This window comes from Duganella sp. CY15W, assembly GCF_009857555.1.
Classification (GTDB): domain Bacteria; phylum Pseudomonadota; class Gammaproteobacteria; order Burkholderiales; family Burkholderiaceae_D; genus Rugamonas; species Rugamonas sacchari.
Window position 1 is genome coordinate 375,433 of the sequence record NZ_WWCQ01000001.1, and the last position, 25,335, is coordinate 400,767.

General features: G+C 58.1%; 24 protein-coding genes and 1 pseudogene. 18 read left to right on the plus strand and 7 right to left on the minus strand.

Annotated elements, in window-relative coordinates:
- Positions 1–8 precede the first annotated feature (8 nt).
- From GTP58_RS01725 to GTP58_RS01735, 3 genes are read left to right on the plus strand one after another with little or no spacing between them, the layout of a single operon-like run.
- Positions 9–2,177, plus strand: a complete 2,169-nt coding sequence (locus GTP58_RS01725) for a DUF2235 domain-containing protein (RefSeq protein WP_161076039.1) — start codon at positions 9–11, stop codon at positions 2,175–2,177.
- Positions 2,178–2,236: 59 nt separating this feature from the next.
- Positions 2,237–2,509 carry a hypothetical protein gene (locus tag GTP58_RS01730; protein WP_161076040.1) on the plus strand — a complete coding sequence of 91 codons (273 nt, stop codon included), beginning with the start codon at positions 2,237–2,239 and terminating at the stop codon, positions 2,507–2,509.
- A 6-nt stretch (positions 2,510–2,515) separates the two neighbouring features.
- Positions 2,516–2,968: a DUF3304 domain-containing protein gene (locus tag GTP58_RS01735; RefSeq protein WP_161076041.1), complete on the plus strand. Its 453-nt coding sequence runs from the start codon at positions 2,516–2,518 to the stop codon at positions 2,966–2,968.
- Between the two features lie 74 nt (positions 2,969–3,042).
- Here the strand turns inward: GTP58_RS01735 and GTP58_RS01740 are convergent.
- Positions 3,043–3,246: pseudogene (locus GTP58_RS01740) on the minus strand (IS3 family transposase); the annotation flags it as partial.
- A 200-nt stretch (positions 3,247–3,446) separates the two neighbouring features.
- On the opposite strand from GTP58_RS01740, the gene GTP58_RS01745 reads away from it, so the two are divergent.
- From GTP58_RS01745 to GTP58_RS01760, 4 genes are all read left to right on the plus strand, one after another.
- Positions 3,447–4,100 carry a DUF3304 domain-containing protein gene (locus tag GTP58_RS01745; protein ID WP_161076042.1) on the plus strand — a complete coding sequence of 218 codons (654 nt, stop codon included), beginning with the start codon at positions 3,447–3,449 and terminating at the stop codon, positions 4,098–4,100.
- A 105-nt stretch (positions 4,101–4,205) separates the two neighbouring features.
- Complete coding sequence (locus GTP58_RS01750) at positions 4,206–4,901, plus strand: hypothetical protein (RefSeq protein WP_161076043.1); 696 nt, start codon at positions 4,206–4,208, stop codon at positions 4,899–4,901.
- A 181-nt stretch (positions 4,902–5,082) separates the two neighbouring features.
- Entirely contained in the window at positions 5,083–6,546 is a 1,464-nt protein-coding gene (locus GTP58_RS01755; RefSeq protein WP_161076044.1) for a catalase, read from the plus strand.
- Positions 6,547–6,613: 67 nt separating this feature from the next.
- On the plus strand, positions 6,614–7,720 hold the full coding sequence (locus GTP58_RS01760) for a patatin-like phospholipase family protein (RefSeq protein ID WP_229215395.1): 1,107 nt from the start codon (positions 6,614–6,616) through the stop codon (positions 7,718–7,720).
- Here the strand turns inward: GTP58_RS01760 and GTP58_RS01765 are convergent.
- The gene (locus tag GTP58_RS01765) at positions 7,717–8,598 is read right to left on the minus strand and encodes a LysR substrate-binding domain-containing protein (protein WP_161076045.1); all 882 of its coding nucleotides are present in this window, start codon (positions 8,596–8,598) and stop codon (positions 7,717–7,719) included. The genes GTP58_RS01760 and GTP58_RS01765 overlap by 4 nt on opposite strands.
- A gap of 85 nt (positions 8,599–8,683) precedes the next feature.
- On the opposite strand from GTP58_RS01765, the gene GTP58_RS01770 reads away from it, so the two are divergent.
- From GTP58_RS01770 to GTP58_RS01785, 4 genes are read left to right on the plus strand one after another with little or no spacing between them, the layout of a single operon-like run.
- Entirely contained in the window at positions 8,684–10,177 is a 1,494-nt protein-coding gene (locus GTP58_RS01770) for an acetyl-CoA hydrolase/transferase family protein (RefSeq protein WP_161076046.1), read from the plus strand.
- Between the two features lie 33 nt (positions 10,178–10,210).
- Positions 10,211–11,338 carry a M14-type cytosolic carboxypeptidase gene (locus GTP58_RS01775; RefSeq protein WP_072780882.1) on the plus strand — a complete coding sequence of 376 codons (1,128 nt, stop codon included), beginning with the start codon at positions 10,211–10,213 and terminating at the stop codon, positions 11,336–11,338.
- Between the two features lie 2 nt (positions 11,339–11,340).
- Positions 11,341–11,805: a CYTH domain-containing protein gene (locus tag GTP58_RS01780; RefSeq protein WP_072780881.1), complete on the plus strand. Its 465-nt coding sequence runs from the start codon at positions 11,341–11,343 to the stop codon at positions 11,803–11,805.
- Positions 11,806–11,833: 28 nt separating this feature from the next.
- Complete coding sequence (locus tag GTP58_RS01785) at positions 11,834–12,121, plus strand: hypothetical protein (protein WP_161076047.1); 288 nt, start codon at positions 11,834–11,836, stop codon at positions 12,119–12,121.
- A 32-nt stretch (positions 12,122–12,153) separates the two neighbouring features.
- Here the strand turns inward: GTP58_RS01785 and GTP58_RS01790 are convergent, their stop codons facing one another.
- From GTP58_RS01790 to GTP58_RS01810, 5 genes are all read right to left on the minus strand, one after another.
- Positions 12,154–13,416 carry a DUF2863 family protein gene (locus GTP58_RS01790; RefSeq protein ID WP_161076048.1) on the minus strand — a complete coding sequence of 421 codons (1,263 nt, stop codon included), beginning with the start codon at positions 13,414–13,416 and terminating at the stop codon, positions 12,154–12,156.
- Positions 13,417–13,585: 169 nt separating this feature from the next.
- Complete coding sequence (gene acnA / locus GTP58_RS01795) at positions 13,586–16,294, minus strand: aconitate hydratase AcnA (protein ID WP_161076049.1); 2,709 nt, start codon at positions 16,292–16,294, stop codon at positions 13,586–13,588.
- 86 nt (positions 16,295–16,380) lie between these two features.
- Entirely contained in the window at positions 16,381–16,905 is a 525-nt protein-coding gene (locus GTP58_RS01800; RefSeq protein WP_161076050.1) for a hypothetical protein, read from the minus strand.
- On the minus strand, positions 16,905–17,909 hold the full coding sequence (locus GTP58_RS01805) for a CoA ester lyase (protein ID WP_161076051.1): 1,005 nt from the start codon (positions 17,907–17,909) through the stop codon (positions 16,905–16,907). The genes GTP58_RS01800 and GTP58_RS01805 overlap by 1 nt, the downstream gene beginning before the upstream one ends.
- Before the next feature lie 101 nt (positions 17,910–18,010).
- Positions 18,011–19,000, minus strand: coding sequence for a malate dehydrogenase (locus GTP58_RS01810; protein WP_161076052.1), 990 nt, complete (start codon positions 18,998–19,000; stop codon positions 18,011–18,013).
- 236 nt (positions 19,001–19,236) lie between these two features.
- Between GTP58_RS01810 and GTP58_RS01815 the strand changes: the two genes are divergently transcribed.
- The 7 genes from GTP58_RS01815 (at position 19,237) to gltA (ending at position 25,268) form a co-directional block, all read left to right on the plus strand.
- The gene (locus tag GTP58_RS01815) at positions 19,237–20,022 is read left to right on the plus strand and encodes a GntR family transcriptional regulator (protein ID WP_161076053.1); all 786 of its coding nucleotides are present in this window, start codon (positions 19,237–19,239) and stop codon (positions 20,020–20,022) included.
- Positions 20,023–20,270: 248 nt separating this feature from the next.
- Positions 20,271–20,693, plus strand: a complete 423-nt coding sequence (sdhC, locus tag GTP58_RS01820) for a succinate dehydrogenase, cytochrome b556 subunit (RefSeq protein WP_072780871.1) — start codon at positions 20,271–20,273, stop codon at positions 20,691–20,693.
- A 1-nt stretch (position 20,694) separates the two neighbouring features.
- Complete coding sequence (sdhD, locus tag GTP58_RS01825; RefSeq protein WP_072780870.1) at positions 20,695–21,066, plus strand: succinate dehydrogenase, hydrophobic membrane anchor protein; 372 nt, start codon at positions 20,695–20,697, stop codon at positions 21,064–21,066.
- 2 nt (positions 21,067–21,068) lie between these two features.
- Positions 21,069–22,847: a succinate dehydrogenase flavoprotein subunit gene (sdhA, locus tag GTP58_RS01830; RefSeq protein ID WP_161076054.1), complete on the plus strand. Its 1,779-nt coding sequence runs from the start codon at positions 21,069–21,071 to the stop codon at positions 22,845–22,847.
- Between the two features lie 11 nt (positions 22,848–22,858).
- A complete protein-coding gene (locus tag GTP58_RS01835; protein ID WP_072780868.1) occupies positions 22,859–23,569 on the plus strand; it encodes a succinate dehydrogenase iron-sulfur subunit in 711 nt (236 codons plus the stop codon).
- Between the two features lie 56 nt (positions 23,570–23,625).
- Positions 23,626–23,907, plus strand: coding sequence for a succinate dehydrogenase assembly factor 2 (locus GTP58_RS01840; RefSeq protein ID WP_161076055.1), 282 nt, complete (start codon positions 23,626–23,628; stop codon positions 23,905–23,907).
- Between the two features lie 59 nt (positions 23,908–23,966).
- Entirely contained in the window at positions 23,967–25,268 is a 1,302-nt protein-coding gene (gltA, locus tag GTP58_RS01845; RefSeq protein ID WP_072780866.1) for a citrate synthase, read from the plus strand.
- Positions 25,269–25,335 lie beyond the last annotated feature (67 nt).

Below are 25,335 nucleotides of genomic sequence, written 5' to 3' on the forward strand. Positions count from 1 at the left end.
GTATAATCATGATTGCTAGCACACCCGCCACTGCGCCATATCCAGTAGACGTATTTCTTAAACCCTCGTCAAAAGAAAGGTCGTCAATCGCAATGGTTGTCTGTAGTACGGCAACAGAGTTGCCTTGCCGCATTCCTGTGCGAGTGGGACTGTTTTTTGATGGGACAAATAATAATCTGGGGCGAGACCGGGACGGAAAACGGGTAGGTGTCATCAATGAAAAGACAAAAAAGCCATCTGACATTCCAACGGTACGGCTAAAACCTGAGGATTGTAGTCATAGCAACGTAGCTCGTTTGTTCGAAGCATTTCCGAGAACGAAACAGAAGAGCGGCTATTTTCCTTACTATATTGCTGGCGTAGGCACTCCTTTCCCCGAAATCGGCGAATTGACTGAGACTGATGATGGTAAAGCCTTTGCAAAGGGAGGGCAAGCTCGTATTATTTGGGGATTGTTTCAGATCCTTAATAGTATTTGTTTAACTTTGGATCAGCAAGTTATGTACGAGGATGACGAAGCAGGCAAGCTTAGTCAGAATTATGGAAATGAAGTCGGCCGTGTTGAGCGGGATGTGGAGAATAAGCAAAATCATCGCATGACACACCGCGAGTGGTTCGAACCACACCTTAAAAATCTACAGGCAAAACTGGCAAGCCGGCCTAAACCAACTATTCCTTCACTTACAGTATCGGTATTCGGGTTTTCGCGCGGAGCAGCCGAGGCAACTGCTTTCTGCCATTTTTTCGCCGAGTTGCTTGACAATGATAGGCTGGTTGGGATTCCTGTCAGTATTGATTTCCTTGGCGTGTTTGACATCGTAGCCACCGTAGGAATGTCCGATTCTGCTGGACGTACCACCATCATTCCACGTGCTTTTTTCGATGGTCATTGGGCTTGGGCTAACAGGATACTTAGGCCGCTACCAGGTTGCGTGAAAGCTGGCAGGCATTACATCGCCGCACACGAGCAGCGTATGAATTTCCCGCTAACGCAGATTCGCAGTAACGGCGGTGACTTTGTCGAAGTATTTTTCCCCGGCGTTCACTCCGATGTCGGTGGTGGCTATGCGCCTGGGGAGTACGGTAAAGGACGGGGCGCGCAATCTGCCATGCTGTCTCAAATTCCGTTGGCCTATATGTACAAAGCCGCCCGCGAGGCAGGTGTGCCGCTAAAACCATTTAGTGAACTTGAGGCACGTGATCAGCAGGATTTTCTAGTTAGCGCCCAATTAGCAAGTGCCTGGGATGCTTACACGGGCACGCTTGGGAAACATGGATCTTTCCTCATCAAGCATATGGAGCTGTACTACCGCTGGCGTGCTGCGCGGTTAACTTCGCTTGAAAACACCGATAGCTTCAAGGCATCCAGTCCGCAGGCCCAAGAGGATATGCGAAGCAGCAATAACATGCTGCGGGGAGATCTGGACGCGCTCACCGTGAGGAAGCCGATGCAGGGGCCTCGGCAGGGCGGTAATAATGAGCCATTCCGGCCTAGTGATCTTTCGCGTATCAATCAGTGGCAATACTATCGCGCGCAGAACTTCGTGCCGCTAGATAAATGGGAAACGTGGGCCTTGGGTGTATTTGAAAAACACGAGTCCTTACCTGCGGAAGTGATGCGGTTTTTTGATGACTACGTGCACGATTCCCTCGCTGGCTTCTACCTGGCTGGTGCGGTAACAGAATTTGACAAGCGTGTAGCGGTGGCCAATGCGCGCTCCAAGAGCGAGTGGCGACGAAGTGATTTTGATAAAAAAGTCCTTGCACTGGCCGATAAAGTCGAGGCTGCGCAGAAAAAAGCAAACGATCAGGTGCCTCTGACCAAGGAGGAGCAAGCACTGGTCGATGAGTCAAAAACAGGAACTCCCTTCCCAATCATGACCGATAAAGACACTGCAGACATGCGCAGCGCTTTGATCACCACGCAGACAGCGACCCGTCGTGAAGGCGGCGGCTATCTCTTGCGGCGCAGCTTTTATCCGCAAGAAGGCTTCTTCATACGTGAGAGCATCAATGAGGAGGAGCTGGAAAAGATGCCAACAGGACCAGAAGTACCAGAGAAGATCTCGTCAAACACCGTTACCTACGAATACATCTGGAGCGATAACTTGATCGGCGACCTGGCGATAAATACAGAAGCGCCTGCGAGGGGGCGTGAGGAGCGCATGGTGGCGTGAGCTTGGTGGACTGCCATGCGTGCTTCAAAATGACGCCGCTGTAAATAAGGCGAAATCCAGTGCATTTCCAAGTGATAAAAAACCATGGCTACTTTCCGTACTATATTGCCGGTGTGGGAACTCCATTTCCTGAAATAGGTGAATTGACTGAGACTGATGAAGGAAAAGCATTTGCCAAGGGAGGTCAGGCGCGAATTGTGTGGGGTTTGCTTCAGTTACTGAATGCCACAACTCTTACTTCCAATGGCAACCGACCATTATATAGCGATGATAAGGTTGGCCAGCTTGCCCAAGCTTATGATCAAGATATCCTCCACTTGCCCTCCATTTAGGAAAAAATGAAACGCTCCTTATATTTAATTCCTTTAGCCTTCGCCATAATATTCGTATTTGCAGGCTGTGCTGCGGGCAAGACGCAACAGCAAGAAGGTGACGGGGCACCAGCTCAAATTGGAATTGTCAATCATACCGGAAATTATATCTATTCCGCTTCAGTTGACGGAGCGGGCGGTGGTGGGATGGACCGTTGGGGAGCAGGGGTTGCCGACATTTGCTGTGCTTCTATTCCGCCGGCCTGGTATCCCGGTCTGAAAGTACTGGTGCGATGGGACATGCCCAATGGGCATGAACACATTGTGAAAGAGAAAGTGGTGGAGGTCGAAAAATATAGCGAGACTGGGAGTATTTATATTCATTTTTTTCCGAATGATGAAGTGCGTGTGGTTGTTACGCCGCTAGGGCCATACAACCCGTCCCATCCGATACCTATTGGTAATCCGAACAAAAACTGACTCCAGATTTGTATAACTATGATTGCCGCCACGCCTATCAGTGAGGTGTACTGTCAATAATAGACACGTCCGTTTCAAGCAGCCAGCACCGGCTTGCTGAAGTTCTCTGCAAACGATGCTGGCGATACGTAGCCAAGGCGCGAGTGACGCCGCTGGCGGTTGTAGAAAATCTCGATGTACTCCTTGAACGCTGATTTCGCGTTGGCCCGTGTGGCATACCTCTGATGATGAATCATTTCGTTCTTCAAGCTGCCCCAGAAGCTCTCCATAGGAGCGTCACTCAGTGGTTGAGGGTAGCAGATAACGTCCAAATTGAAGGTAATAAGCATCGGGTAGCGTTGTGCCAGTTTGGCCTTACTCGGCCAGAGCTGATGGAGGATGCGCGTTATATAGCATTACTAGAAACTGCCGATAGTCGACGCACGTTGGATGAAACACTGAATTTTTTGTCGTAGCCAATATTCTGGATCGAAAATCTATGAAGCTTAAAAATACTGTTAGCTTGGCCGTGCTGTTTGCAGGAGTCATGGCATTGCTTGCTTCCTGTGCTTTTGCTCAGCCGGGCAAACCCACAGCATTTGATGTTGGTGTACGTTCAATCAACTACTCAGGTAAGGAAGTTGCGCTGATAGTCGTTGATCCGAAAGACAAATCTAATAGTGGCGGAGGTAATGTACTCAATCCGTATAGTATGGGGGGAGGAACAATTTGTTGTTTTTCGATACCATCGACATGGAAGTCTGGTTATCAAGTACTAGTCAAGTACAGCTTTTATCCTGAAAAAACATGGAACGAACAGCTGGTTGATGTCCCCCCGTATGCAGAGGGCGTTGCCGGCGATATATGGCTAGCTATGCATGAAGATGGTCGCGCTGAGGCAGTTGTGTCGAACTTTGGCCCTACTCGGCCTGAATGGCCAGGGCGCGTTAAGGGCCGACCAGTTGCGACTGAGAAGTATGAATTGAAGGTACGGAATGAGCAATTGAATACACAAAAGGGCATGTTGGCCGCCATGGAAAAAGCGCTTGAAAATGACTCACATAAGCTCACTCCAGAGGAAATTGAAAAGCTGAAAAAGGCGATAGAAGATACAAGAAAAAGAGTTCGCCTGATGGAGGAAATGATCCCATGAGTGCAATACTGTGTTCTCCGATCCCAACCACTGCAACGAATCCCAGTGATTTAAAAGAGTTTTTTGATCCAGAAAAAGAGCTTCCAAAAATAAATGAGTTCATAAGTGATAGAGAGTGTCCTGATTCTCATTCCAAAATTGCCTACTTGTAAGGTAAATTTGGTCTTTGGATTTTTCTTTGATGGCACAAACAATAACTTGGATATCCTTGCCGCCGACAGGGAGTTAGCTGACGAAGTAAAGCTGTTCAACAATTGGCAAAAATGGAAAAAAGAAGAAAATACGAACAGCCCACCAGCACCGTTTAACTACAATGAATGGGGAGCAATCCAAACGTATTGGGACTTACCAGCACCATCAACTGCCATTACCGATCTCTTTGATAATTACGTGCACGACTCGCGCGCATGGTTTAAACCGTTTGGCACAGATGCCGTGGATTTGTTAATTGAAATGGAGGCGCTAGAGGCAAGCGTTGAGAAAATCGAGGCATGGGAAAAAAATCCGGTTGGACCGAAGCCGGCGCCGTTGACCAAAGCGGATTACGACAAAGTCACTCGATATCGTCCTTGCCGCAATACTGCGGACGCGTGCACGGCTGTGGTTTCGTTTCACACGGACGAGAAGGACACCTGTTACAAGGCGGCTTTTTGCGGTATCGAAAAATATATATGGGCAACGACCGATTCATACCTGAGGGAGCGGTATATGTGCAGGTTCAACCCGCAGAGTCTCAGTACCCTGTCGCCGAGATGTCAGATTCTTCTACCCTTGAGCAACATGCTTAGCGTCTATCCTTAACGGCTCGCCGTTGTGAAAGCCAGCATTGATTCACGGCCTCCGTTAGTCAATCGGTCCGGCGATATAGTTGGTGGCAATTCGATAGAGATTATCTATAAATTCAATAGATATATATAGATTTTATTTATCGATCTAGCTGGTTAAAATAGCTCCACGCTATCAAACAACGAGGAGCTATAGTATGAGCCAGCCACCTATCACGACCGCCTCCGGCATCCCTGTCGCCGATAACCAGAATTCCCTGACCGCCGGCCCGCGTGGCCCGGTGCTGCTGCAGGACTTCCATCTGATCGAAAAACTTCAGCACTTTAACCGCGAGCGTATTCCTGAGCGTGTCGTGCACGCCAAGGGTTCGGGGGCGTATGGTACGTTCACTGTCACTGGCGATATCACCAAGTACTCCAAGGCCAGGCTGTTTGCTGAAGTGGGCAAGCAGACTGACACCTTCCTGCGCTTTTCGACCGTGGGCGGTGAGAAAGGCAGTGCTGATACGGAGCGTGATCCACGCGGCTTTGCGCTGCGCTTCTATACCGAAGAAGGCAACTGGGATCTGGTGGGGAACAACACGCCGGTGTTCTTCCTCAAGGACGGCATCAAATTCCCGGACTTCATCCACACGCAAAAGCGCGATCCGCAAACCAATCTGAAATCGCCAACCGCGATGTTTGATTTCTGGAGCCGCACGCCGGAGAGCCTGCACCAGGTGACGACGCTGTTTTCCAGCCGTGGCACGCCGGATGGCTACCGTCACATGCACGGCTTCGGCAGCCACACCTACAGCCTGATTAACGCCGCCGGTGAACGTGTGTATGTAAAGTGGCATTTCCTGACGCAGCAAGGGATCAAGAACCTGAGCGCCGACGAAGCGGTACGCATTGCCGGCACCGATCCAGACTACTCGCAGCGTGATCTGTTCAACGCGATTGCACGCGGCGATTTCCCGCGCTGGGACGTCAAGGTGCAGGTGGCTACCGAGGCTGAGCTGGCGGCATGGGAAGCGCGCACTGGCTGGAATCCGTTTGATCTGACCAAGGTCTGGCCGCATGCGGATTTCCCGCTGCTGCAAGTGGGTGTGCTGGAGCTGAACCGCAATCCGGTCAACTACCACGCGGAAGTGGAGCAAGCCGCGTTGTCGCCGTCGAATGTGGTGCCGGGCCTGGGCTACTCGCCGGACAAGATGCTGCAGGCGCGCTTGTTCGCTTACCACGATGCGCAACTGTACCGCGTCGGCACCAATCACCAGCATCTGCCGGTGAACGCACCGCGCTGCCCGTTCCACAACCAGCAGCGCGATGGCGCGATGGCGACGTTCAACGGCGGCGCCTCGCAGAACTATGATCCGGTGCAGGCCAATGGCAGCAACCCGCATGGCATGGGCCATGGCGAACCACCGCTGGCGCTGGACGGCGCGGCGGGGCGCTACGATGGCCGCGGCAAGGAGGACGATTACACGCAAGCCGGTGATCTGTTCCGCCTGATGCCTGCGGACGAGCAGCAAAACCTGTTCGCCAACATCGCAGGTCCGCTGAGCCAGGTCAGTGCCGAGATCATCAACCGGCAACTGGCGCATTTCGACCAGGCCGATCCAGCCTACGGTGCGGGCGTGCGCGCAGCACTAAAAGCACGCGGCGTCAACGTGGCCTAAAGGTGACGGCAGCCGACCACGAAGTGCACTACAATCGTGATGTTGCAGTGCACCGTGGAGGTCTGATTTGAGCCGCAAACCCGCTTGCCCGCCATCGACCGCCTTGCCGGGCCAGATTGTTCTGGTCCTGCAGGGCGGCGGCGCTTTGGGCGCCTATCAACTGGGTGTCTACCAGGCCTTGCACGAAGCCGGCATCGAGCCGGACTGGGTGATCGGCACGTCCATCGGCGCGATCAATGGCGCCATCATCGCCGGCAATCCGCCGGAGCGCCGGCTGGATCAGCTGCGCGAATTCTGGCATCGCATGGAGCGCAACTCGTTTGGCTTTTCCACCATGCCGCGTGCGATCGCCAACGCGATTACGGTGGGGCAGGGCATACCGGCGTTCTTTGAGCCCAACCTGGCGTCGTGGTGGAATCCGGAAGCGCGGGTCGGCATCGAACATGCGTCGTTTTATCAAACCACGCCTTTGCGCAGCACGCTGGAAGCGCTGGTGGACTTTGATTATCTCAATGCGAAGCAAATGCGCCTGACGGTGGGCGCGGTGAATGCCCGCAGCGGCGCGATGCGCTATTTCGATACCCGCAGGGAGCCGCTGTGCGTCGAGCATGTGATGGCGTCTGGTGCGCTGCCACCGGCATTCCCTGCGGTGCGCATCGACGGTGAGCCGTACTGGGATGGCGGCATCTATTCCAATACGCCGATTGAGGCGGTTCTCGATGATGAGCCGCGCCGCAGCTCGGTGATCTTCTCGGTGCAGGTGTGGAATCCGGATGGCAGCGAGCCGCAAAGCGTGATGGATGTGCTGGATAAGCACAAGGAGATCCAGTACGCGAGCCGCGCCAGCAATATCGAGCAGCAGCGCAAGCTGCACCGGCTGCGCCATGTGATCCGTGAGCTGACCAAACATCTGCCGCAGCAGGAACTGGCGCAGGCGGATGTGCGTGAGCTGGCGTCATGGGGCTGCGGCACAGATATGCATGTGGTTTCGCTGCGCGCGCCGCGCATCGGTAATGAGGATCACACCAAGGATATCGACTTCAGCGCGTCCGGCATCCGCGCGCGCTGGCAGGCGGGCTATGACGATACGCAGCGCTTCATCACGCTACGCCCGTGGGATGAGCCGATTGATCCTATCGAAGGCATCGCCATCCACGAACTGCCGGAGCACTAGGCGCCCAGTACGTCGTGGCACACGTCCAGCCATGCGCGTGCTGCGTGTGACAGGTAGCTGCCGCGCCAGACATGGGCTGGTTGCCATGGCAGCTCAGGATCCACCAGCTTGACTGCATCCAGGTGGCCGATGGCCAGGCGATGGATAAAAGGCTCGGGCAGCAGCGCGACGCCCATGCCGGCGGATGCCATGGCCACTAGCCAGTCCCACTGGCCGCTTTGCGCTGCGATGACGGGCTCGAAGCCGGCGTCGGCAAAAGCTGCGCGCAGCGCGCGTGTCATGGCGAAATCATCTTTCAACAGCACCAGCGGCGTCTTCGCCAGCGACTTCAGTTTGATCGTGTTGCGGCCTTTCTGGAAGGTGCCGCGCGCCGCCAGCGCCCACACGGGATAGCTGGCGATGGGCGCGGACTGCAGGCCGAGTAGCGGATCGGCAGGCAGCACCGTCATGCCGATTTCCAGGTCGCCTTGCGCCACCTGGCGTTCTATCGCCTGGCCGGCATCTTCCTGCAGCGTCAGCGTGATGTTGGGATGGCGCTGACGGAAGGCTTTCAGCACGGGCGTGAACAGCAGATTGATCATGGGCGGGATACCGACGGTCAGGTGGCCGCGTTCCAGCGACTGCGTGTCGCGCACTTCGGCTGCCAGCTGGCGCATGGTGGCCAGCATTTCCACGCCGCGCGCGTAGACCACATTGCCGGTGTCGGTCAGCGTCAGCTTGCGGCCTTCGCGTAGCAGCAGCTGCGCACCGACTTCCTCTTCCAGTTGCCGCACCATCTTGCTGATGGTCGACTGGGTAACGTGCAGCGACTCCGCTGCCTGCGTAAAACTGTTCAGACGGACGGTTTCGACGAAGTAGCGGAGCGAGCGCAGGTCCATGAATTTTACGACTGGAAATGGAGAATTTAAGTCATGATACGACTTTTTCCTGATTCTATACTGAAACAAAGAATGAGGAGAACCCATGTACGAAGATCGCATCCGCCGTCCGGCGCTCATGAAAAAATTGATGAGCGCTGAACAAGCCGCCCTGTTATTCAAAGACGGCATGACCGTCGGCATGAGCGGTTTTACCCGCGCCGGAGACGCCAAGGCGCTGCCGGTCGCACTGGTCGAACGTGCGCGCCAGTCGCCGCTGCACCTGACGCTGCTGACCGGCGCATCGCTGGGCAATGACAGCGATGGTTTGATGGCCAATGCAGGCGTGGTCGCGCGCCGCATGCCGTTCCAGGCCGATGCAGCCTTGCGCCGCAAGATCAACTCCGGTGAGGTCATGTTCATTGACCAGCACTTGTCCGAGACCGCAGAACAGCTGCGTTCCGGCGACCTGAAAGCGGTGGATATCGCGGTGATCGAGGCGGTGGCGATTACGCCTGATGGCGGCATCATTCCCACCATGTCAGTCGGGAACACGGCCAACTTCGTGCAGCAGGCGGACAAGGTGATTGTCGAGATCAATCTGAGCGCACCGCTGGCGCTGGAAGGCTTCCACGATATTTATGTGCCGGGCAAGCGTCCGCACCGTGGCGCGATTCCGCTGCTGACACCCTGGCAGCGCATGGGCTGGACCTCGATTCCCGTGCATCCCGACCGCATTGCCGCCATTGTCATTACCGATAGTCCGGACAGTCCGTCGAACGCGCTGCCGCCGGATGAAGAGACGGATGCCATTGCACGCCACGTCATCCGCTTCCTGGAAGGCGAGGTGAAGGTAGGGCGCATGGACCCGTCGCTGCGTCCACTGCAGGCTGGCATCGGCACCATCGCCAACGCCGTGCTGCATGGCCTGATCGACTCGCCATTCCGCGACATGACGATGTACTCCGAGGTACTGCAGGACAGCGCGATCGAACTACTGGACTCCGGCCAGCTGTCGATGGCGTCGGCGTCGTCGATCACGCTGTCGGCGGCCATGCATGAGAAGTTCATCCACAATCTGGAGAAGTACCGCGAGCGCATCGTGCTGCGCCCGCAGGAAATCAGCAATCATCCCGAGGTGGTGCGCCGGCTCGGCATCATCGCGCTGAATACGGCGCTGGAGTTTGATATTTACGGCAATGTGAATTCGACCCACGTCGGCGGCACGCACATGATGAACGGTATCGGCGGCTCGGGCGACTTTGCGCGCAACGGCCAGCTGTCCATCTTTGTCAGCAAATCGGTGGCCAAGGATGGTGCGATTTCCAGCGTGGTGCCGTTTGCGGCGCACGTCGATCATACCGAACACGATGTCGATGTGCTGGTGACGGAGCACGGCCTGGCGGACCTGCGTGGCCTGGCACCGCGTGAGCGTGCGCCGCTCATCATCGAAAATTGCGCCCATCCGGATTACCGCCCGCAGCTGCGCGCCTATTTTGCGGAAGCGCTGCAAGGCGGCGGCCAGACGCCGCACGTTCTGGAGAAGGCCTTGTCGTGGCACGCCCGCTATAAACGGGAAGGGAGCATGCTGGTAAAATAATGGTCATCAGTATTCACTTAATATTGGATCAACATGACCATTAAAATCAGCCAGAACTTCGACTCCGGCGCCATTGAAGTGCTGCGCGCCGATAGTGCCGCCAACATCGAACTGAATCTGCGCAAGGATTCGCACGCGGACATCCACCAGTGGTTCCACTTCCGCGTGCAGGGCGCGCGCGGCCAGAAGCTCACTATGCGCTTCCTGAACGCCGGCAGCGCCACCTACGCCAAGGGCTACGAGGACTATCAGGCCGTGGCCAGCTACGACACGGAAAACTGGTTCCGCGTGCCGACCAGCTTTGATGGCGAGGTCATGACGATCAACCACGCGCCGGATACGGACAGCATCTACTACGCGTACTTCGAGCCGTATTCGTTCGAGCGCCATCTGCGCCTGCTGGGCGAAGTGGGCGAGCATCCGCTGGCCCGCGTGCATGACCTGGGCAGCACCGTGGATGGCCGCGACATGAATCTGGTGGTCATCGGCAAGCCGGAAGCGGAAAAGAAAATCTGGTTCATCGCGCGCCAGCACCCTGGCGAGTCGATGGCGGAATGGTTCATCGAAGGCCTGATCGATTCGCTGCTGGACGATGCGAACCCGATCGCCCGCAAGCTGCTGCAAAGCTGCGTGTTCTACATCGTGCCGAACATGAATCCGGACGGCTCGGTACGAGGCAACCTGCGTACCAACGCAGCTGGCGCCAACCTGAACCGCGAATGGATGACGCCATCCGTTGAGCGCAGCCCGGAAGTGCTGTACGTGAAGCAGAAGATGCACGAAACCGGCATCGATATGTTCTTCGACATCCATGGTGATGAAGCGCTGCCGTACAACTTCGTGGCCGGTAACGAGATGCTGGAAAACTTCAGCGACGAGCGCCGCGCCAAGCAGCAGGCTTTCATTGACCGCTACAAGAACGCCTCGCCGGACTTCCAGGACAAGTATGGCTACGCCGCCAGCAAGTACAAGGAAGACATGCTGACGCTGGCCTCCAAGTACGTCGGCCACCACTTCGGCTGCCTGGCGCTGACGCTGGAAATGCCGTTCAAGGACAACGCGGATCTGCCGGATGCACACGTGGGCTGGAATGGCGCGCGCAGTGCGGCGCTGGGCGCGGCGATCCTGCAGCCTATCCTGCTGTCGCTGGGCGACTACTGATCGTGGGCGTCGAGATCGAACGCAAGTTCCTGCTCTCTGGCGATGGCTGGATGCGTCTTGGCGAGCCGGTGCATTTTCGCCAGGGCTATCTGTCGTCGAACAAAGAGCGCGTGGTGCGCGTACGCATCGAGGGCGAGCGTGCGGTGCTGACGATCAAGGGCGCCAACAAAGGGGCCACGCGCGGCGAATGGGAGTACGAGATTCCCGTCGCCGAAGCGGCTGAGCTGCTGGATGGCTTGTGCGAGCAGCCGTTGATCGAGAAGTATCGGCGCCGTATCGCGTTTGGCGGCAATGTGTGGGAAGTGGATGAGTTCCTGGGCGTGAATGCCGGCCTGGTCGTAGCTGAGATTGAATTACAGTCGGAAGACCAGCAGTTCGACAAGCCGGACTGGATCGGCGAGGAAGTCACGAGCGATCTGCGCTACCTCAACTCCAACCTGATCAAGCACCCTTACTCCGCTTGGTAAAGCAGCCGGTTTGTCCTAAGCTGTATGAATGGACAGCGAACGGCAAACCGCGCTGGAAGCGCGCTTCGATACGATACTGCCGACCTTGGCAACCAAGGCGGACGTGGAGGCGCTGCGTGCGGATATCCATAAATGGATGGTAGGCAGCATGATCGGCCTGTTCATAGGCTTTGGCGGTTTGGCGGCCGCGATGGGACAGTTACTCAAGCCGGTAGCTCCGGCAACGCCAGTCGTGGTACAGACTCAACCGACTCAGGCACAAGCTGTACCGCAAGCCAATCAACCGATCGTCATTTACTTGTCGCCGCCCAAATGAAAAAAGCCCCTGAAGATCAGGGGCTTTTGTTTTTAGTGGAAGTGTTCCGTGCCGGCCGGTGTGTCTTCCGGCATTTCGGCATGTGCCAGTTCACCTACCGGGTCGGCAAACAGGGGCGCACCGCAGTCGTCGCAGAACTCCACCACATAGCGTTCGCTATGCTTCTTCACCTGCGTGACGCCAGCCGCGTTCAGGTGCGAGATGATGTCTTCCACCGGCGTCATCGGCTTTTGCACCGCGCTGAGCGCGCCAGGGCCTTCGGGCGGCATGCCTTCCTCATCTTCCTGACCGTACAGCGGCCACACCACGCCGTAGATCACATCCGACGACGAGCGCTGCGTGAAGGCCACGCGGTACTCATCGATCTGGCCGTCAGCGCTTTCCTCGCCAAAGCCGGCAATCACGGCGCGCAGTTCGGATGGCTCGACCGACAGCGTGTGCGTCAGGTAGTGCACCGCGGCGCGGATCGATACCGGGCGGATCAGCTTGTCCGCCTCGCGGCAGGCCATGTAATACGCTTCCGGCAGCAGCAGCTCGACACCACAGCCCGGCAGCAGGCGGTTGACGGTCGGCGTTGCCTGTAAGCGCCATTGCTCCAGCGCGGCGCTGCGTTCGGCGGCAAAGCTGGCCTGGTGTTCGGGCATCTGCCAGCGGAACAGCGGTGCGCCCGCTGGCGCCACCACGGCCGCCAGCAGATAGCGCGTGTCGGCCAGGAACGGCGCCGTTTCAGGGACTTTTGTATCCGCCTTCAGTACCGTGCCTTTGACGGCGGCCTGCGCCAGTTTGTGCACCTTGCCATAGGTTTCAACGTGGCTGCGCGGCAGCTGGTCGATCGAAAACAGGGTAGGCGACATCGCCATCTGCGTGCCGTCGGCCAGCAGGTGGGCGGAGAAGTGCGCCGACAGGGTTTGCAGGATGTCCGCCGGGATCGCGCCGGAGGCAATCGCGAAGCGGGTCCAGGCCAGCAGAGGCGCGGCCACCAGCAGCACATCAAACGGCTTGCTGACGCCGTCGGTGGTGTCGATCGAGAAGGTGCCCGATTCGCTGACCGCTTCCACGCTGTCCATCAGCACGTCATACGCGTTCAGATCTTCCTTGAACAGCGCGTTGAGGGTGGCATCAACGGTTTCCTGGTGGCCGGTCTTCAGGAGTTTCTGGAGCTGTGCATCGAGAGAGTGCTCCCAGGCCCGCTCTTCGATACGGCTGGCCGCCTGCCCGACAGCCTGGGCGTAGGTGGCGAGGCGCTGGCTCTCGGCAGACAATTTTTGGGATGAAGCTTTAGATGGACGACGCATAGCGCAATAAGAGTCTCATTAAAAGTGAATAGAACGGATCAGTCATACAGATGATAACCCTTATGAACCCTATTGTAGTTCATTCGGCAAACGTGCATAAAAAAACGCCCCGTGGGCGTGCGGCGGCCTGGGCCGTCGCAGCGCACGGGGCGTCTTGTCTGCTGGAAGATTAAGCAGCCAGCAGCTGACGCAGCACGAATGGCAGGATACCGCCGTGCTTGTAGTAGTCCACTTCGATCGGGGTATCGATACGCAGCAGCACTTTGACTTCCTGGCTCGAACCGTCTGCACGGTTGATGACCAGGGTCGCCAGCTGTTGCGGCTTGATCTCGCCGTCCAGGCCTTTCAGGTCGTAGGTTTCCTTGCCGGTGATGTTCAGCGATTCGACCGAGTCGTTGCCGATGAATTGCAGCGGCAGCACGCCCATGCCGACCAGGTTGGAGCGGTGGATACGCTCAAACGAGCGCACGATCACGGCTTTCACGCCCAGCAACTGGGTGCCCTTGGCCGCCCAGTCGCGCGACGAGCCGGTGCCGTACTCTTCGCCGCCGAACACCATGGTCGGGGTGCCGGCTGCCACGTATTTCATGGCGGCGTCGTAGATCGACAGCTGTTCGCCCGATGGCTGGTGAATGGTGATGCCGCCTTCGACTGCGGAACCGTCGGCTTTTGGCGGGATCATCTTGTTCTTGATACGCACGTTGGCAAACGTACCGCGCATCATGATCTCGTGGTTGCCGCGGCGCGAGCCGTAGGAGTTGAAATCGGCTTTCTGCACGCCGTTTTCCTTGAGCCATTTACCGGCCGGGCCGTCTTCCTTGATCGAGCCGGCTGGCGAGATGTGGTCGGTGGTGATCGAGTCGCCAAACACGCCCAGCGCGCGCGCGCCGGTGATGTTGGGATCGGTCTCTTTCGGAGTCATCTCGAAACCGTCGAAGAACGGTGGTTCGGCGATGTAGGTCGAGGCCGGCCAGTTGTAGACCTGGCCTTCGGTCGACGATACGTTTTCCCACAGCTTGCCTGGGTTGCCCTTGACGTCGGCGTAGTTCGACTTGAACACTTTCGAGTTCATCGCAAACTTCATGAGCTTGGCGATCTCTTGCGAGGTCGGCCAGATATCGCCCAGGTACACGTCCTTGCCGTCCTTGCCCTTGCCAACTGGCTGGGTCATCAGGTCAACCGTCATGTTGCCGGCAATCGCGTAAGCGACCACCAGCGGTGGCGATGCCAGGAAGTTCGAACGGATGTTCGGGTGGATACGCGCTTCAAAGTTACGGTTACCCGACAGCACAGCCGACGCCACGATGTCGTTCGAGGTGATGGCTGCGTTCAGTTCCGGGGTCAGGTCGCCAGCGTTGCCGATGCAGGTGGTGCAGCCGTAAGCGGTGACGCCGAAGCCCAGTTTTTCCAGGTAAGGCAGCAGGCCGGCGGCGGTCAGGTACTCGGTCACCACGCGCGAGCCAGGGGCCAGCGAGGACTTGATGTGCGGCGCCACGGTCAGGCCGGCTTCCACGGCTTTCTTGGCCAGCAGGCCGGCGGCCAGCAGCACGCTCGGGTTTGAGGTGTTGGTGCACGAGGTGATTGCCGCGATCAGCACGTCGCCGTTTTTCACGTGCACGCCGTTGCTGGTGGTGTAGGTCTGGTTCAGGTCTTCCGGCTTTTTGTTGAAGCCATTGTCCGACGTCGGTTTCGAGAACAGCTCGATGAAGTTGTTCTTCACATTGCCGATTTCGATACGGTCTTGCGGACGCTTAGGACCGGCCAGCGATGGCGTCACGGTCGACAGGTCCAGCTGCAGTTCGCGGGTGAAGTCCAGTTCGCCAGCTTTGGCGACGCCGTACATGCCTTGCGCCTTGAAGTAGGCGGCAAACGCGGCGATTTCTTCCTTGGTGCGGCCGGTGCCTTCGAAGTACTCGATGGTGGCATCGTCAACCGGGAAGAAGCCCATGGTGGCGCCGTATTCCGGCGCCATGTTGGCGATGGTGGCGCGGTCGGTCACGGACAGGGTCTGGGTGCCTTCGCCGAAGAACTCGACGAATTTGCCCACGACCTTGGCTTTACGCAGCATCTCGGTGATGGTCAGCACCAGGTCGGTCGCGGTGCAGCCTTCGCGCAGCACGCCGGTCAGGTTAACGCCGATCACGTCCGGGGTCAGGAAGTAGACTGGCTGGCCCAGCATGCCGGCTTCCGCCTCGATGCCGCCTACGCCCCAGCCGACCACGCCGATGCCGTTGATCATGGTGGTGTGCGAGTCGGTGCCGACCAGCGAATCAGGGTAGTACACGCCGTTGCCGTCCTTGTGGACGCCGCGTGCCAGGTATTCCAGGTTGACCTGGTGGACGATGCCGAAGCCTGGTGGCACCACGCCGAAGGTGTCGAAGGCTTGCATGCCCCATTTCATGAACTGGTAGCGCTCGTTGTTGCGCGAGAATTCCAGCTTCATGTTCAGGTCCAGCGCCTTCGGCTCGCGGAAGTGGTCGATGGTGACCGAGTGGTCTACCACCAGATCGACGGGCACCAGCGGTTCAATCTTCTTGGCGTTCACGCCCATTTTGTACGCGACGTTACGCATCGCGGCCAGGTCGGCCAGCAGCGGTACGCCGGTGAAGTCTTGCAGCACAACGCGGGCGACGACGAACGGGATCTCGTCGGTACGCTCACCGGTCGCGGACCAGTTGGCGACTTGCTTGACGTGTTCTTCGGTGACTTTCTTGCCGTCGACGTTACGCAGAACGGACTCCAGCACTACACGGATCGAGACCGGCAGGCGGGAGATTTTGACGCCAAGGCTCTTTTCCAGGGCTGGCAGCGAATAGAACTTCGCTTTCTTGCCCGAGATGTTGAATTCCTTCAGCGTGTTAAGCGTGTTGTGGGACATGACCTCTCCTTCGGGTGGGTATTGTCTATTATTAAAGAAGCGTAAGCTCTGGCGCCCGTGCTGGCGCGCCGCTATCGGAACTGCGTTTATTGAATCGTGATCTTGGCGCTGGTCGGCTCATTGGCCGCCGTGGCGGCCGGGGCCGGCTTCAGCTGCTCAGCATTGCGGCATTCATTGGCCAGCTGGCGGTTTTGTTTGGAATCCAGCAGCATGCCTTTGGCGGGAATGCCGATCCAGATCAGGCCATACAGCTTGTTTTCAAAGCGGTTGGCGCCGGTGGTGGTGCCCACGCGCGTCAGGCGGTGCAAACGCTTCTTCCAGCGCAGCGCGATGTGCGATTCGTCGCTGGCATTCTGATAAATGGTGATCTTGTTGCCCAGTTCGCAGTCGAAATCGACCACGGAGGAGTCGGTAATGGCAGGTTCGTCGGCCTCTTCGTCCGGCGCCTTGGGCTCGGCGGTTTTGGCGGCGGCGGCTTTCTTGGTGCTCTTGGCAGCGGCTTTCTTGACGGTTTTCTTGGCTGGGGCGTCGCCTTCCGCGTGGGCGGTGGCGGCCATGGTCAGCGAGGCCAGCGCGAGACTGCAGGCCATGAATAATTTGGAGATCGACATCAGTTTGCTTCCTGTGGGTGTGCGGTGGAGGTGCCGTTGAACAGCGGGGCCACGGACTCGGGCAAGGTCAGCCCGGCCAGTCTGGCGCGCTGTAAAACGGTCCAATAGTATCTGTAGCTGGCGCGGTCATGCAAGCGGCCATGCTGGGAAATCGGCCCCCATTGCGCGGCGGCTGCTTCATGCAGGATGGCTGCGGCCTCGCCGACCTCGGACAGGCGCGGCGTAAAGGTCTTGATGATGGGTTTGATCTGGTTGGGATGGATGCTCCACATGCGCGTGTAGCCGAATTCGGCGGCGGCGCGCTGGGCATCGTTGGCGGCCACCGCAGTGTCCTTGATCTCGGTGGTGACGTTATGCGACGGCACCTTGCCGTGCGCGTGGCAGGCGGCGGCGATTTCCAGTTTGGCGCGCACCACCAGCGGGTGCGTGAACTGGCCTGGCGTACGCATCGCGCTGCCCGGGATGGCGCCGTAGTGCGAGGAGACGAAATCCATGATGCCGAACGACAGGCATTCCACCTGGGGCAGGGCGGCAATCGCGTAAGCGTCGCGCAGGGCGCCGTGGGTTTCAATCAGCACGTGCACCGGCAGGTCCTTGCGGCCGGCCCTGGCGGCGTGGGTGTGAATCAGTTTGATGGCGCGCGCCACTTCGTCCACGCTATTGATCTTGGGCAGTGCGATGTAGGCCAGACGCTGGGCCGCGGCGCAGATGATTTCCACGTCCCTGGCAAACCACGGGCTGGCGACATCGTGCACGCGGGCGCCGATGCGGTTGAATTTGTTGTCGTCGGAATTGAGCAGTTCGACGATGAGGCGGGCATGCGCTTCCTCGTTGCCGGCGCTGGCGCCGTCTTCGCAATCGAGGGTGATGTCGAACAGGGGACCAAGTTCTTGTTGCAAGGCGATCGATTTGCGCATCAGCTTTTCGGAGCCGGCGTAGTGGTCGCAAGCCGGTAGCAGCGTCGGCTGGAGATTGCCCTGGAATAAAACCTCGGATGGGTGCATGCGTGACTGGTCAGAGGGTGAAACAACCGCCGCGCTGCTCTCGGCAGCGCGGCGGGTACGGCGGATCGGTGCTTTGACCGGTTCCACTGACGGAACGAAGATTATGGCAGCAGGTGCTTGACGCCTTCGCGCTCTTCGGTCAGTTCTTTCAGGGTCAGGTTGATGCGCTCTTGCGAGAAGGCGTCGATTTCCAGGCCTTGAACGATGGTGTATTCGCCGTTTTCGGTGGTGACCGGGAAGCCGAACATGGTGCCTTCAGGGATGCCGTACGAACCATCCGAAGGAATGCCCATGGTGGTCCACTTGCCGTTGGTGCCCAGTACCCAGTCGCGTACGTGGTCGATGGCGGCGTTGGCAGCCGAAGCAGCCGACGACAGGCCGCGCGCTTCGATGATCGCTGCGCCGCGTTTGCCGACGGTTGGCAGGAAGGTGTTGGCGTTCCATTCCTGGTCGTTGATCAGCTCTTTCACCGATTTGCCGTTGACGGTGGCGAAGCGGTAGTCAGCGTACATGGTTGGCGAGTGATTGCCCCATACGGTCAGCTTCTCGATGTCTTTCACCTGGGTGCCGGTTTTGGCAGCCACTTGCGACAGCGCGCGGTTGTGGTCCAGACGCAGCATGGCGGTGAAGTTCTTCGCTGGCAGCGATGGCGCCGATTTCATGGCGATGTAGGCGTTGGTGTTGGCTGGGTTGCCGACCACCAGGACTTTGACGTTGCGCGAAGCGACGGCATCCAGTGCCTTACCTTGTACGGTGAAGATCTGGGCGTTGGCTTCCAGCAGGTCTTTACGCTCCATGCCTGGGCCGCGTGGACGGGCGCCTACCAGCACGGCAACGTCAACATCCTTGAAGGCGGTCATCGGGTCGGAGTGGGCGGTCATCTCGGTCAGCAGCGGGAACGCGCAATCGTCGATTTCCATCATCACGCCCTTCAGCGCCTTCTGTGCTTTCTCATCGGCGATTTCCAGCAGTTGCAGGATGACTGGTTGATCTTTGCCCAGCATGTCGCCGTTGGCGATGCGGAACAGCAGTGCGTAACCGATTTGGCCGGCGGCGCCGGTAACAGCAACACGCATTGGGGTTTTAGCCATGATGAATCTCCAAAGTGGGAAGTAAAACGTTCTTGAAGCTGGACCGGCGGCCGGTCCGGGAAACCGTAATCATACTGCAAAATTCAACGCTTATAATTATGTTCGATAAGCGTTGGCTCGGGAGTGTAGGCCTGCCACCACTATCTGTCAATCCTATCTTATGTCTTATATAAGACAGATAAGTTTGTACTGTTTTTTCTGGACGGCACTGTGTATTTGTGGTGAAATCTTGGCCTATGAGTTCCGCGCCACCCAATCCGAATAATAATCCCACCGCTGTCAGCGCCGGTGGTGCGGGTGGCTCGTCCCCAACTTTCTCCCCTTTGTACCAGCAAATCAAGGCCCTGATCACCCAGAGCCTGCAGTCCGGCGAATGGAAACCGGGCGAACTGATTCCTAGCGAAGTCGAACTGGCCAACCGTTTCAAGGTCAGCCAGGGCACCGTCCGCAAGGCGATTGACGAGCTGGCCGCCGAGAACCTGGTGATGCGCAAGCAGGGCAAGGGCACGTTTGTGTCGACCCACCATGAGGCGCGCGCCCATTTCCGCTTCCTGCGGCTGATGCCCGACGAAGGCGTGCCGCACTACCCCGAGAGCAAGTTCATTGAAGTCAAGCGCACCCGCGCGCCGGCTGACGTGGCGCGCCTGCTGGACCTGAAGTCCGGCGATGCCGTCATCTTCATCAAGCGCGTGCAGTCGTTTGACGCGGTGCCGACCATCGTCGAAGAGCTGTGGCTGCCGGGATTGACCTTCAAGGGCCTGACCGCCGAGCGCCTGGAAGAATACAAGGGGCCGATGTATGGCCTGTTTGAATCCGAATTCGGCACGCGCATGATACGTGCCACCGAAAAAATCCGCGCAGTGTGTGCCTCCGACGGCGACGCTGCGCTACTGCATATCGCCGCCAACACGCCCTTGCTGGCGTCGGAGCGGGTCTCGTTTACGTACGGCGACAAGCCGGTTGAGCTGCGCCGCGGCTTGTATCTGACTGAAAGTCATCACTATCATAACGAGTTGAACTAAGCGAGTTGAACTAAGCGCGTTGAATTAAGCACGTTGAATTGAAGGAGACGCAGCGCAGAAAGAGGCGTGGTCACACGCCCGTAGCATTGTTGCGCTGATAATACGTTGAGCTACGGAAAGGTAGCCAGGGCCGATGTTGCCAACCACTATTTTTGTTATGTGTAACAATAGATATTGGTTATAAGAGTGGAAATCGGCGAAAATCGCAGTCTCACCAAATTTTTGTATAAGCCTGAGGAGGTCTTGTTATGTCAGAAGCCGTAAGGGAAGCCCCTAAAAAAGAACGGCCGGAGTTCCGTAACATTCATGTTACCGAGCTGTCCAACTACCGCATGCCATTGGCTGCCACCGTGTCGATCCTGCACCGTATTTCCGGTGTCGGCATGTTCGTGCTGCTGCCATTCGTGCTCTATCTCTTGCAGAACAGCCTGCGCTCCGAGATCTCTTTCGCGTACTACGAAGGTTTCGTCACCTACCCGCTGGTCAAAGTGATCATCCTGGGGCTGTCGTGGAGCTTCCTGCACCATATGTGCGCCGGCATCCGTCACCTGGTGATGGACCTGCACATCGGCCTGGATAAGCATTCGGCGCGCAAGTCGTCCGCCACGGTGCTGGTTATCAGCCTGGTGCTGACCGCACTGATCGCCCTGAAACTGTTTGGAGTATTCTGAAATGTCCATCAACGATAACGGTATCGGCCCTAAGCGCCGCGTGGTTGGCGCGTCCTACGGCATGCGCGACTGGCTGGCGCAACGCGTCACCGCAGTCATCATGGTGCTGTACACCGCCACCCTGGTCCTGGCCTTCCTGACCGGCCAGAACTTTACCTATGAAGGCTGGGCCGGCCTGTTCGCCCAGCAGTGGTTCAAACTGGTCACGGCCGTGACCCTGATCGGCCTGTTCTACCACGCCTGGGTAGGCATGCGTGACGTCTGGATGGACTACGTGAAAGCCGTTGGCCTCCGCCTCACCCTGCAAATCGCCACCATGGCCTGGCTGATCGGCTGCGCCGTCTGGTCGATTCAAATTATCTGGAGTGTGTAATCGTGGCAGCTATTAAATCTGCAATCCCTACCCGCCGCTTTGACGCGGTAATCGTCGGCGCCGGCGGCTCCGGCATGCGCGCATCGCTGCAACTGGCCGAAGCCGGCCTGAACGTGGCCGTGCTGTCGAAAGTGTTCCCGACCCGTTCCCACACCGTGGCAGCGCAGGGCGGTATCGGCGCCTCGCTGGGCAATATGGCCGAAGACAACTGGTTCTGGCATATGTTCGACACCGTCAAAGGTGGCGACTACCTGGGCGACCAGGATGCGATCGAATTCATGTGCCGCGAAGCACCGAAGGTCGTGTACGAGCTGGAACACTTCGGCATGCCGTTCGACCGCAATCCGGATGGCACCATCTACCAGCGTCCGTTCGGCGGCCACACCGCCAACTTCGGTGAAAAGGCTGTGCAGCGCGCTTGCGCCGCAGCTGACCGTACCGGCCACGCGCTGCTCCATACGCTCTATCAACGAAATGTGCGCGCCCGTACCCACTTCTTCGTGGAGTGGATGGCGCTGGACCTGATCCGCGACGCCGAAGGTGACGTGGTGGGCGTGGTGGCACTGGAAATGGAAACCGGCGAAGTCATGATGCTGGAAGCGAAAACCACCATCTTCGCTACCGGTGGCGCTGGCCGTATCTTCGCTGCCTCGACCAATGCCTTCATCAACACCGGCGACGGCATGGGCATGGCGGCACGCGCCGGCCTGCCGCTGCAAGACATGGAATTCTGGCAGTTCCACCCGACCGGCGTGGCCGGCGCGGGCGTGCTGATCACCGAAGGTGTACGCGGTGAAGGCGGTATCCTGATCAACTCGGAAGGCGAGCGCTTCATGGAGCGTTATGCGCCGACGCTGAAAGACCTGGCGCCGCGCGACTTCGTGTCCCGCTCGATGGACCAGGAGATCAAGGAAGGCCGCGGCTGCGGTCCGAACAAAGACCACGTCATGCTGGACCTGCGCCACATCGGCAAGGACACCATCGAGAAGCGTCTGCCGTCGATTCTGGAAATCGGCCACAAGTTCGCCAACGTCGATGCGACCAAGGAACCAATCCCGGTCGTACCAACCATCCACTACCAGATGGGCGGTATCCCGACCAACATCCACGGTCAAGTGGTCACGCCGAACGGCGACGGCACCCAGAAAGTGGTCAACGGCCTGTACGCAATCGGCGAATGCGCCTGCGTCTCGGTGCACGGCGCCAACCGCCTGGGCACCAACTCGCTGCTGGACCTGGTGGTCTTCGGCCGCGCAGCCGGCAACCACGTGGTGGCATCGAACCTGAAGCAGAAGGAAAACAAGCCGCTGCCGAAAGACGCGGCCGACTTCGCGCTGAACCGCCTGAACAAGCTGGAAACCTCGACCGGCGGCGAAAAAGTGCAGGGCGTCGCCAACGACATCCGCGCTTCGATGCAGAAGTACTGCGGCGTGTTCCGTACCGACGACATGCTGCAAAAAGGCGTCGAAGAGATCATGAAGCTGGACGAGCGCCGCAAGCACGTCTCGTTCAAGGACAAGTCGAAAGTGTTCAACACCGCCCGCGTGGAAGCGCTGGAACTGGACAACCTGATCGAAACCGCGAAAGCCACCATCGTGTCGGCTGCAGCGCGTAAGGAATCGCGCGGCGCCCACGCCCACGATGACTACCCGCACCGCGACGACGACAACTGGATGAAGCACACGCTGTGGTACTCGGAAGGCAACCGCCTGGATTACAAGGCAGTCGTTACCAAGCCGCTGACGGTTGATACCTTCAAACCGAAACCACGTACTTTCTAAGGCTATATAACATGGCACGCACTCTCAAACTCAAGATTTACCGTTACGATCCGGACCAGGACGCCAAGCCGTACATGCAGGACGTCACTGTCGAGCTGAAAGACACCGACAAGATGCTGCTCGATGCCCTGCAGCGCATCAAGTCCGACGTCGATGACTCGCTGGCCCTGCGCCGCTCGTGCCGCGAAGGCGTGTGCGGTTCGGACGCCATGAACATCAACGGCAAGAACGGTCTGGCCTGCACCACCAACCTGAACGAGCTGACCGAGCCTATCGTGCTGCGTCCGCTGCCAGGCCTGCCGGTGATCCGCGACCTGATCGTCGACATGACCCAGTTCTTCAAGCAGTACGATTCGATCAAGCCTTACCTGATCAACGATTCGATCCGTCCTGAAAAAGAACGCCTGCAATCGCCAGCAGAACGCGAAGAGCTGGACGGCCTGTACGAGTGCATCCTGTGCGCGTGCTGCTCGACCTCGTGCCCGTCGTTCTGGTGGAATCCGGACAAGTTCGTCGGTCCTGCCGGCCTGCTGCAAGCCTACCGCTTCATCGCCGACTCGCGCGACGAAGCCACCGGCCAGCGTCTGGACAACCTGGAAGATCCGTACCGCCTGTTCCGCTGCCACTCGATCATGAACTGCGTCGATGTCTGCCCTAAGGGTCTGAACCCGAACAAGGCGATCGGCAAGATCAAGGAATTGATGGTCCGTCGCGCAATCTAAGGCGCACACGGGCGGTGGCGACTGCGCCGCCCGTTTTTGTGTAAAGTAGCATGACTATGACTGAAACAAATCACTCTGCGCATCAGTCCGACCCAGCCAACCGCGCCCGCCTGCGCTGGCGCTCCCGCCGGGGTCTGCTGGAAAACGACATCATCCTCACCCGTTTTCTGGATGCGCATGAAACCGAATTGACCGACGACGAAGTGGACGCGTTCACGCGGCTCCTCGACTTGTCGGACAATGCCCTGATGGATCTGGTACTGGCCCGTAAAGAGCCGGAAGGCGACGTCGATCTGCCGCACGTTCACGCGTTGCTGCAGCGGTTGCGCCAAGCGTAAGACACACCCAGAATTTTTGCTTTTTTTACTCGCATCATCTCTCCAAGAAGGAAGAGTCCATGAATATCTCTGATAACAAAGCCACTCTGTCGTTCTCCGATGGCAGCCCATCGGTCGAATTCCCGATCTACAAAGGCACCGTTGGTCCTGACGTCGTCGACATCCGTAAACTGTACGGCGCGACCGGCAAGTTCACCTACGATCCAGGCTTTATGTCGACCGCAGCGTGCAACTCGTCGATCACCTACATCGACGGCGACAAAGGCGAACTGCAATACCGCGGCTACCCAATCGAACAGCTGGCCGTGAACGCCGATTTCATGGAATCGTGCTACCTGCTGCTGAACGGCGAACTGCCAAACGCGGCGCAGAAAAAAGAATTCGTCGAGACCGTCGGCAAGCACACCATGGTGCACGAGCAGATGCAATTCTTCTTCCGCGGCTTCCGCCGCGACGCGCACCCGATGTCGGTACTGGTCGGCACCGTTGGCGCGCTGGCCTCGTTCTACCACGACTCGCTGGACATCAACGATGCCAAGCAGCGTGAAATCTCGGCTATCCGCCTGATCGCCAAGATGCCGACCCTGGTCGCCATGGCGTACAAGTACTCGATCGGCCAGCCGTTCATGTACCCACGTAACGACCTGTCGTACTCGGCCAACTTCATGCGCATGATGTTCGGTAACCCATGCGAAGAATACAAAGTCAACGACGTGCTGGTGCGCGCGCTGGACCGTATCCTGATCCTGCACGCTGACCACGAACAGAATGCTTCGACTTCGACCGTGCGTCTGGCTGGTTCGTCGGGCGCCAATCCGTTCGCCTGTATCGCTGCTGGTATCGCCTGCCTGTGGGGCCCTGCTCACGGCGGCGCCAACGAAGCGGCCTTGAACATGCTGAAAGAAATCGGTTCGGTCGAGAACATCCCGGCGTTCATCGCGCAGGTTAAAGACAAGAACTCCGGCGTCAAGCTGATGGGCTTCGGTCACCGCGTCTACAAAAACTTCGACCCACGTGCGAAGCTGATGCGCGAAACCTGCTACGAAGTGCTGAACGAACTGGGCCTGCAAGACGACCCGCTGTTCAAACTGGCGATGGAACTGGAAAAGATTGCACTGAACGACGAATACTTCGTGTCGCGCAAACTGTACCCGAACGTCGACTTCTACTCGGGCATCGTGCAATCGGCACTGGGCATCCCGGTCTCGCTGTTCACCGGCATCTTCGCGATGGCACGTACCATCGGCTGGATCGCCCAGTGGAACGAAATGATCGCCGACCCGGAACAGAAAATCGGCCGTCCACGCCAGCTGTTCGTTGGCGCGACCACCCGCGACGTACCACCGCTGGACAAGCGTTAATCCACGGTTGTATGCAGCACAAAAAAAAACGGGCTTCGGCCCGTTTTTTTTCGTCCTTACGGCGAGC

Excerpts from the sequence above, each read along its gene's own strand:
- GTP58_RS01725 (WP_161076039.1), top strand. The coding sequence starts at position 9 with ATGATTGCTAGCACACCCGCCACTGCGCCATATCCAGTAGACGTATTT.
- GTP58_RS01735 (WP_161076041.1), top strand. The coding sequence starts at position 2,516 with ATGAAACGCTCCTTATATTTAATTCCTTTAGCCTTCGCCATAATATTC.
- GTP58_RS01745 (WP_161076042.1), top strand. The coding sequence starts at position 3,447 with ATGAAGCTTAAAAATACTGTTAGCTTGGCCGTGCTGTTTGCAGGAGTC.
- GTP58_RS01755 (WP_161076044.1), top strand. The coding sequence starts at position 5,083 with ATGAGCCAGCCACCTATCACGACCGCCTCCGGCATCCCTGTCGCCGAT.
- GTP58_RS01765 (WP_161076045.1), bottom strand. The coding sequence starts at position 8,598 with ATGGACCTGCGCTCGCTCCGCTACTTCGTCGAAACCGTCCGTCTGAAC.
- GTP58_RS01770 (WP_161076046.1), top strand. The coding sequence starts at position 8,684 with ATGTACGAAGATCGCATCCGCCGTCCGGCGCTCATGAAAAAATTGATG.
- GTP58_RS01775 (WP_072780882.1), top strand. The coding sequence starts at position 10,211 with ATGACCATTAAAATCAGCCAGAACTTCGACTCCGGCGCCATTGAAGTG.
- GTP58_RS01785 (WP_161076047.1), top strand. The coding sequence starts at position 11,834 with ATGGACAGCGAACGGCAAACCGCGCTGGAAGCGCGCTTCGATACGATA.
- GTP58_RS01790 (WP_161076048.1), bottom strand. The coding sequence starts at position 13,416 with ATGCGTCGTCCATCTAAAGCTTCATCCCAAAAATTGTCTGCCGAGAGC.
- acnA (WP_161076049.1), bottom strand. The coding sequence starts at position 16,294 with ATGTCCCACAACACGCTTAACACGCTGAAGGAATTCAACATCTCGGGC.
- GTP58_RS01800 (WP_161076050.1), bottom strand. The coding sequence starts at position 16,905 with ATGTCGATCTCCAAATTATTCATGGCCTGCAGTCTCGCGCTGGCCTCG.
- GTP58_RS01805 (WP_161076051.1), bottom strand. The coding sequence starts at position 17,909 with ATGCACCCATCCGAGGTTTTATTCCAGGGCAATCTCCAGCCGACGCTG.
- GTP58_RS01810 (WP_161076052.1), bottom strand. The coding sequence starts at position 19,000 with ATGGCTAAAACCCCAATGCGTGTTGCTGTTACCGGCGCCGCCGGCCAA.
- GTP58_RS01815 (WP_161076053.1), top strand. The coding sequence starts at position 19,237 with ATGAGTTCCGCGCCACCCAATCCGAATAATAATCCCACCGCTGTCAGC.
- sdhC (WP_072780871.1), top strand. The coding sequence starts at position 20,271 with ATGTCAGAAGCCGTAAGGGAAGCCCCTAAAAAAGAACGGCCGGAGTTC.
- sdhD (WP_072780870.1), top strand. The coding sequence starts at position 20,695 with ATGTCCATCAACGATAACGGTATCGGCCCTAAGCGCCGCGTGGTTGGC.
- GTP58_RS01835 (WP_072780868.1), top strand. The coding sequence starts at position 22,859 with ATGGCACGCACTCTCAAACTCAAGATTTACCGTTACGATCCGGACCAG.
- GTP58_RS01840 (WP_161076055.1), top strand. The coding sequence starts at position 23,626 with ATGACTGAAACAAATCACTCTGCGCATCAGTCCGACCCAGCCAACCGC.
- gltA (WP_072780866.1), top strand. The coding sequence starts at position 23,967 with ATGAATATCTCTGATAACAAAGCCACTCTGTCGTTCTCCGATGGCAGC.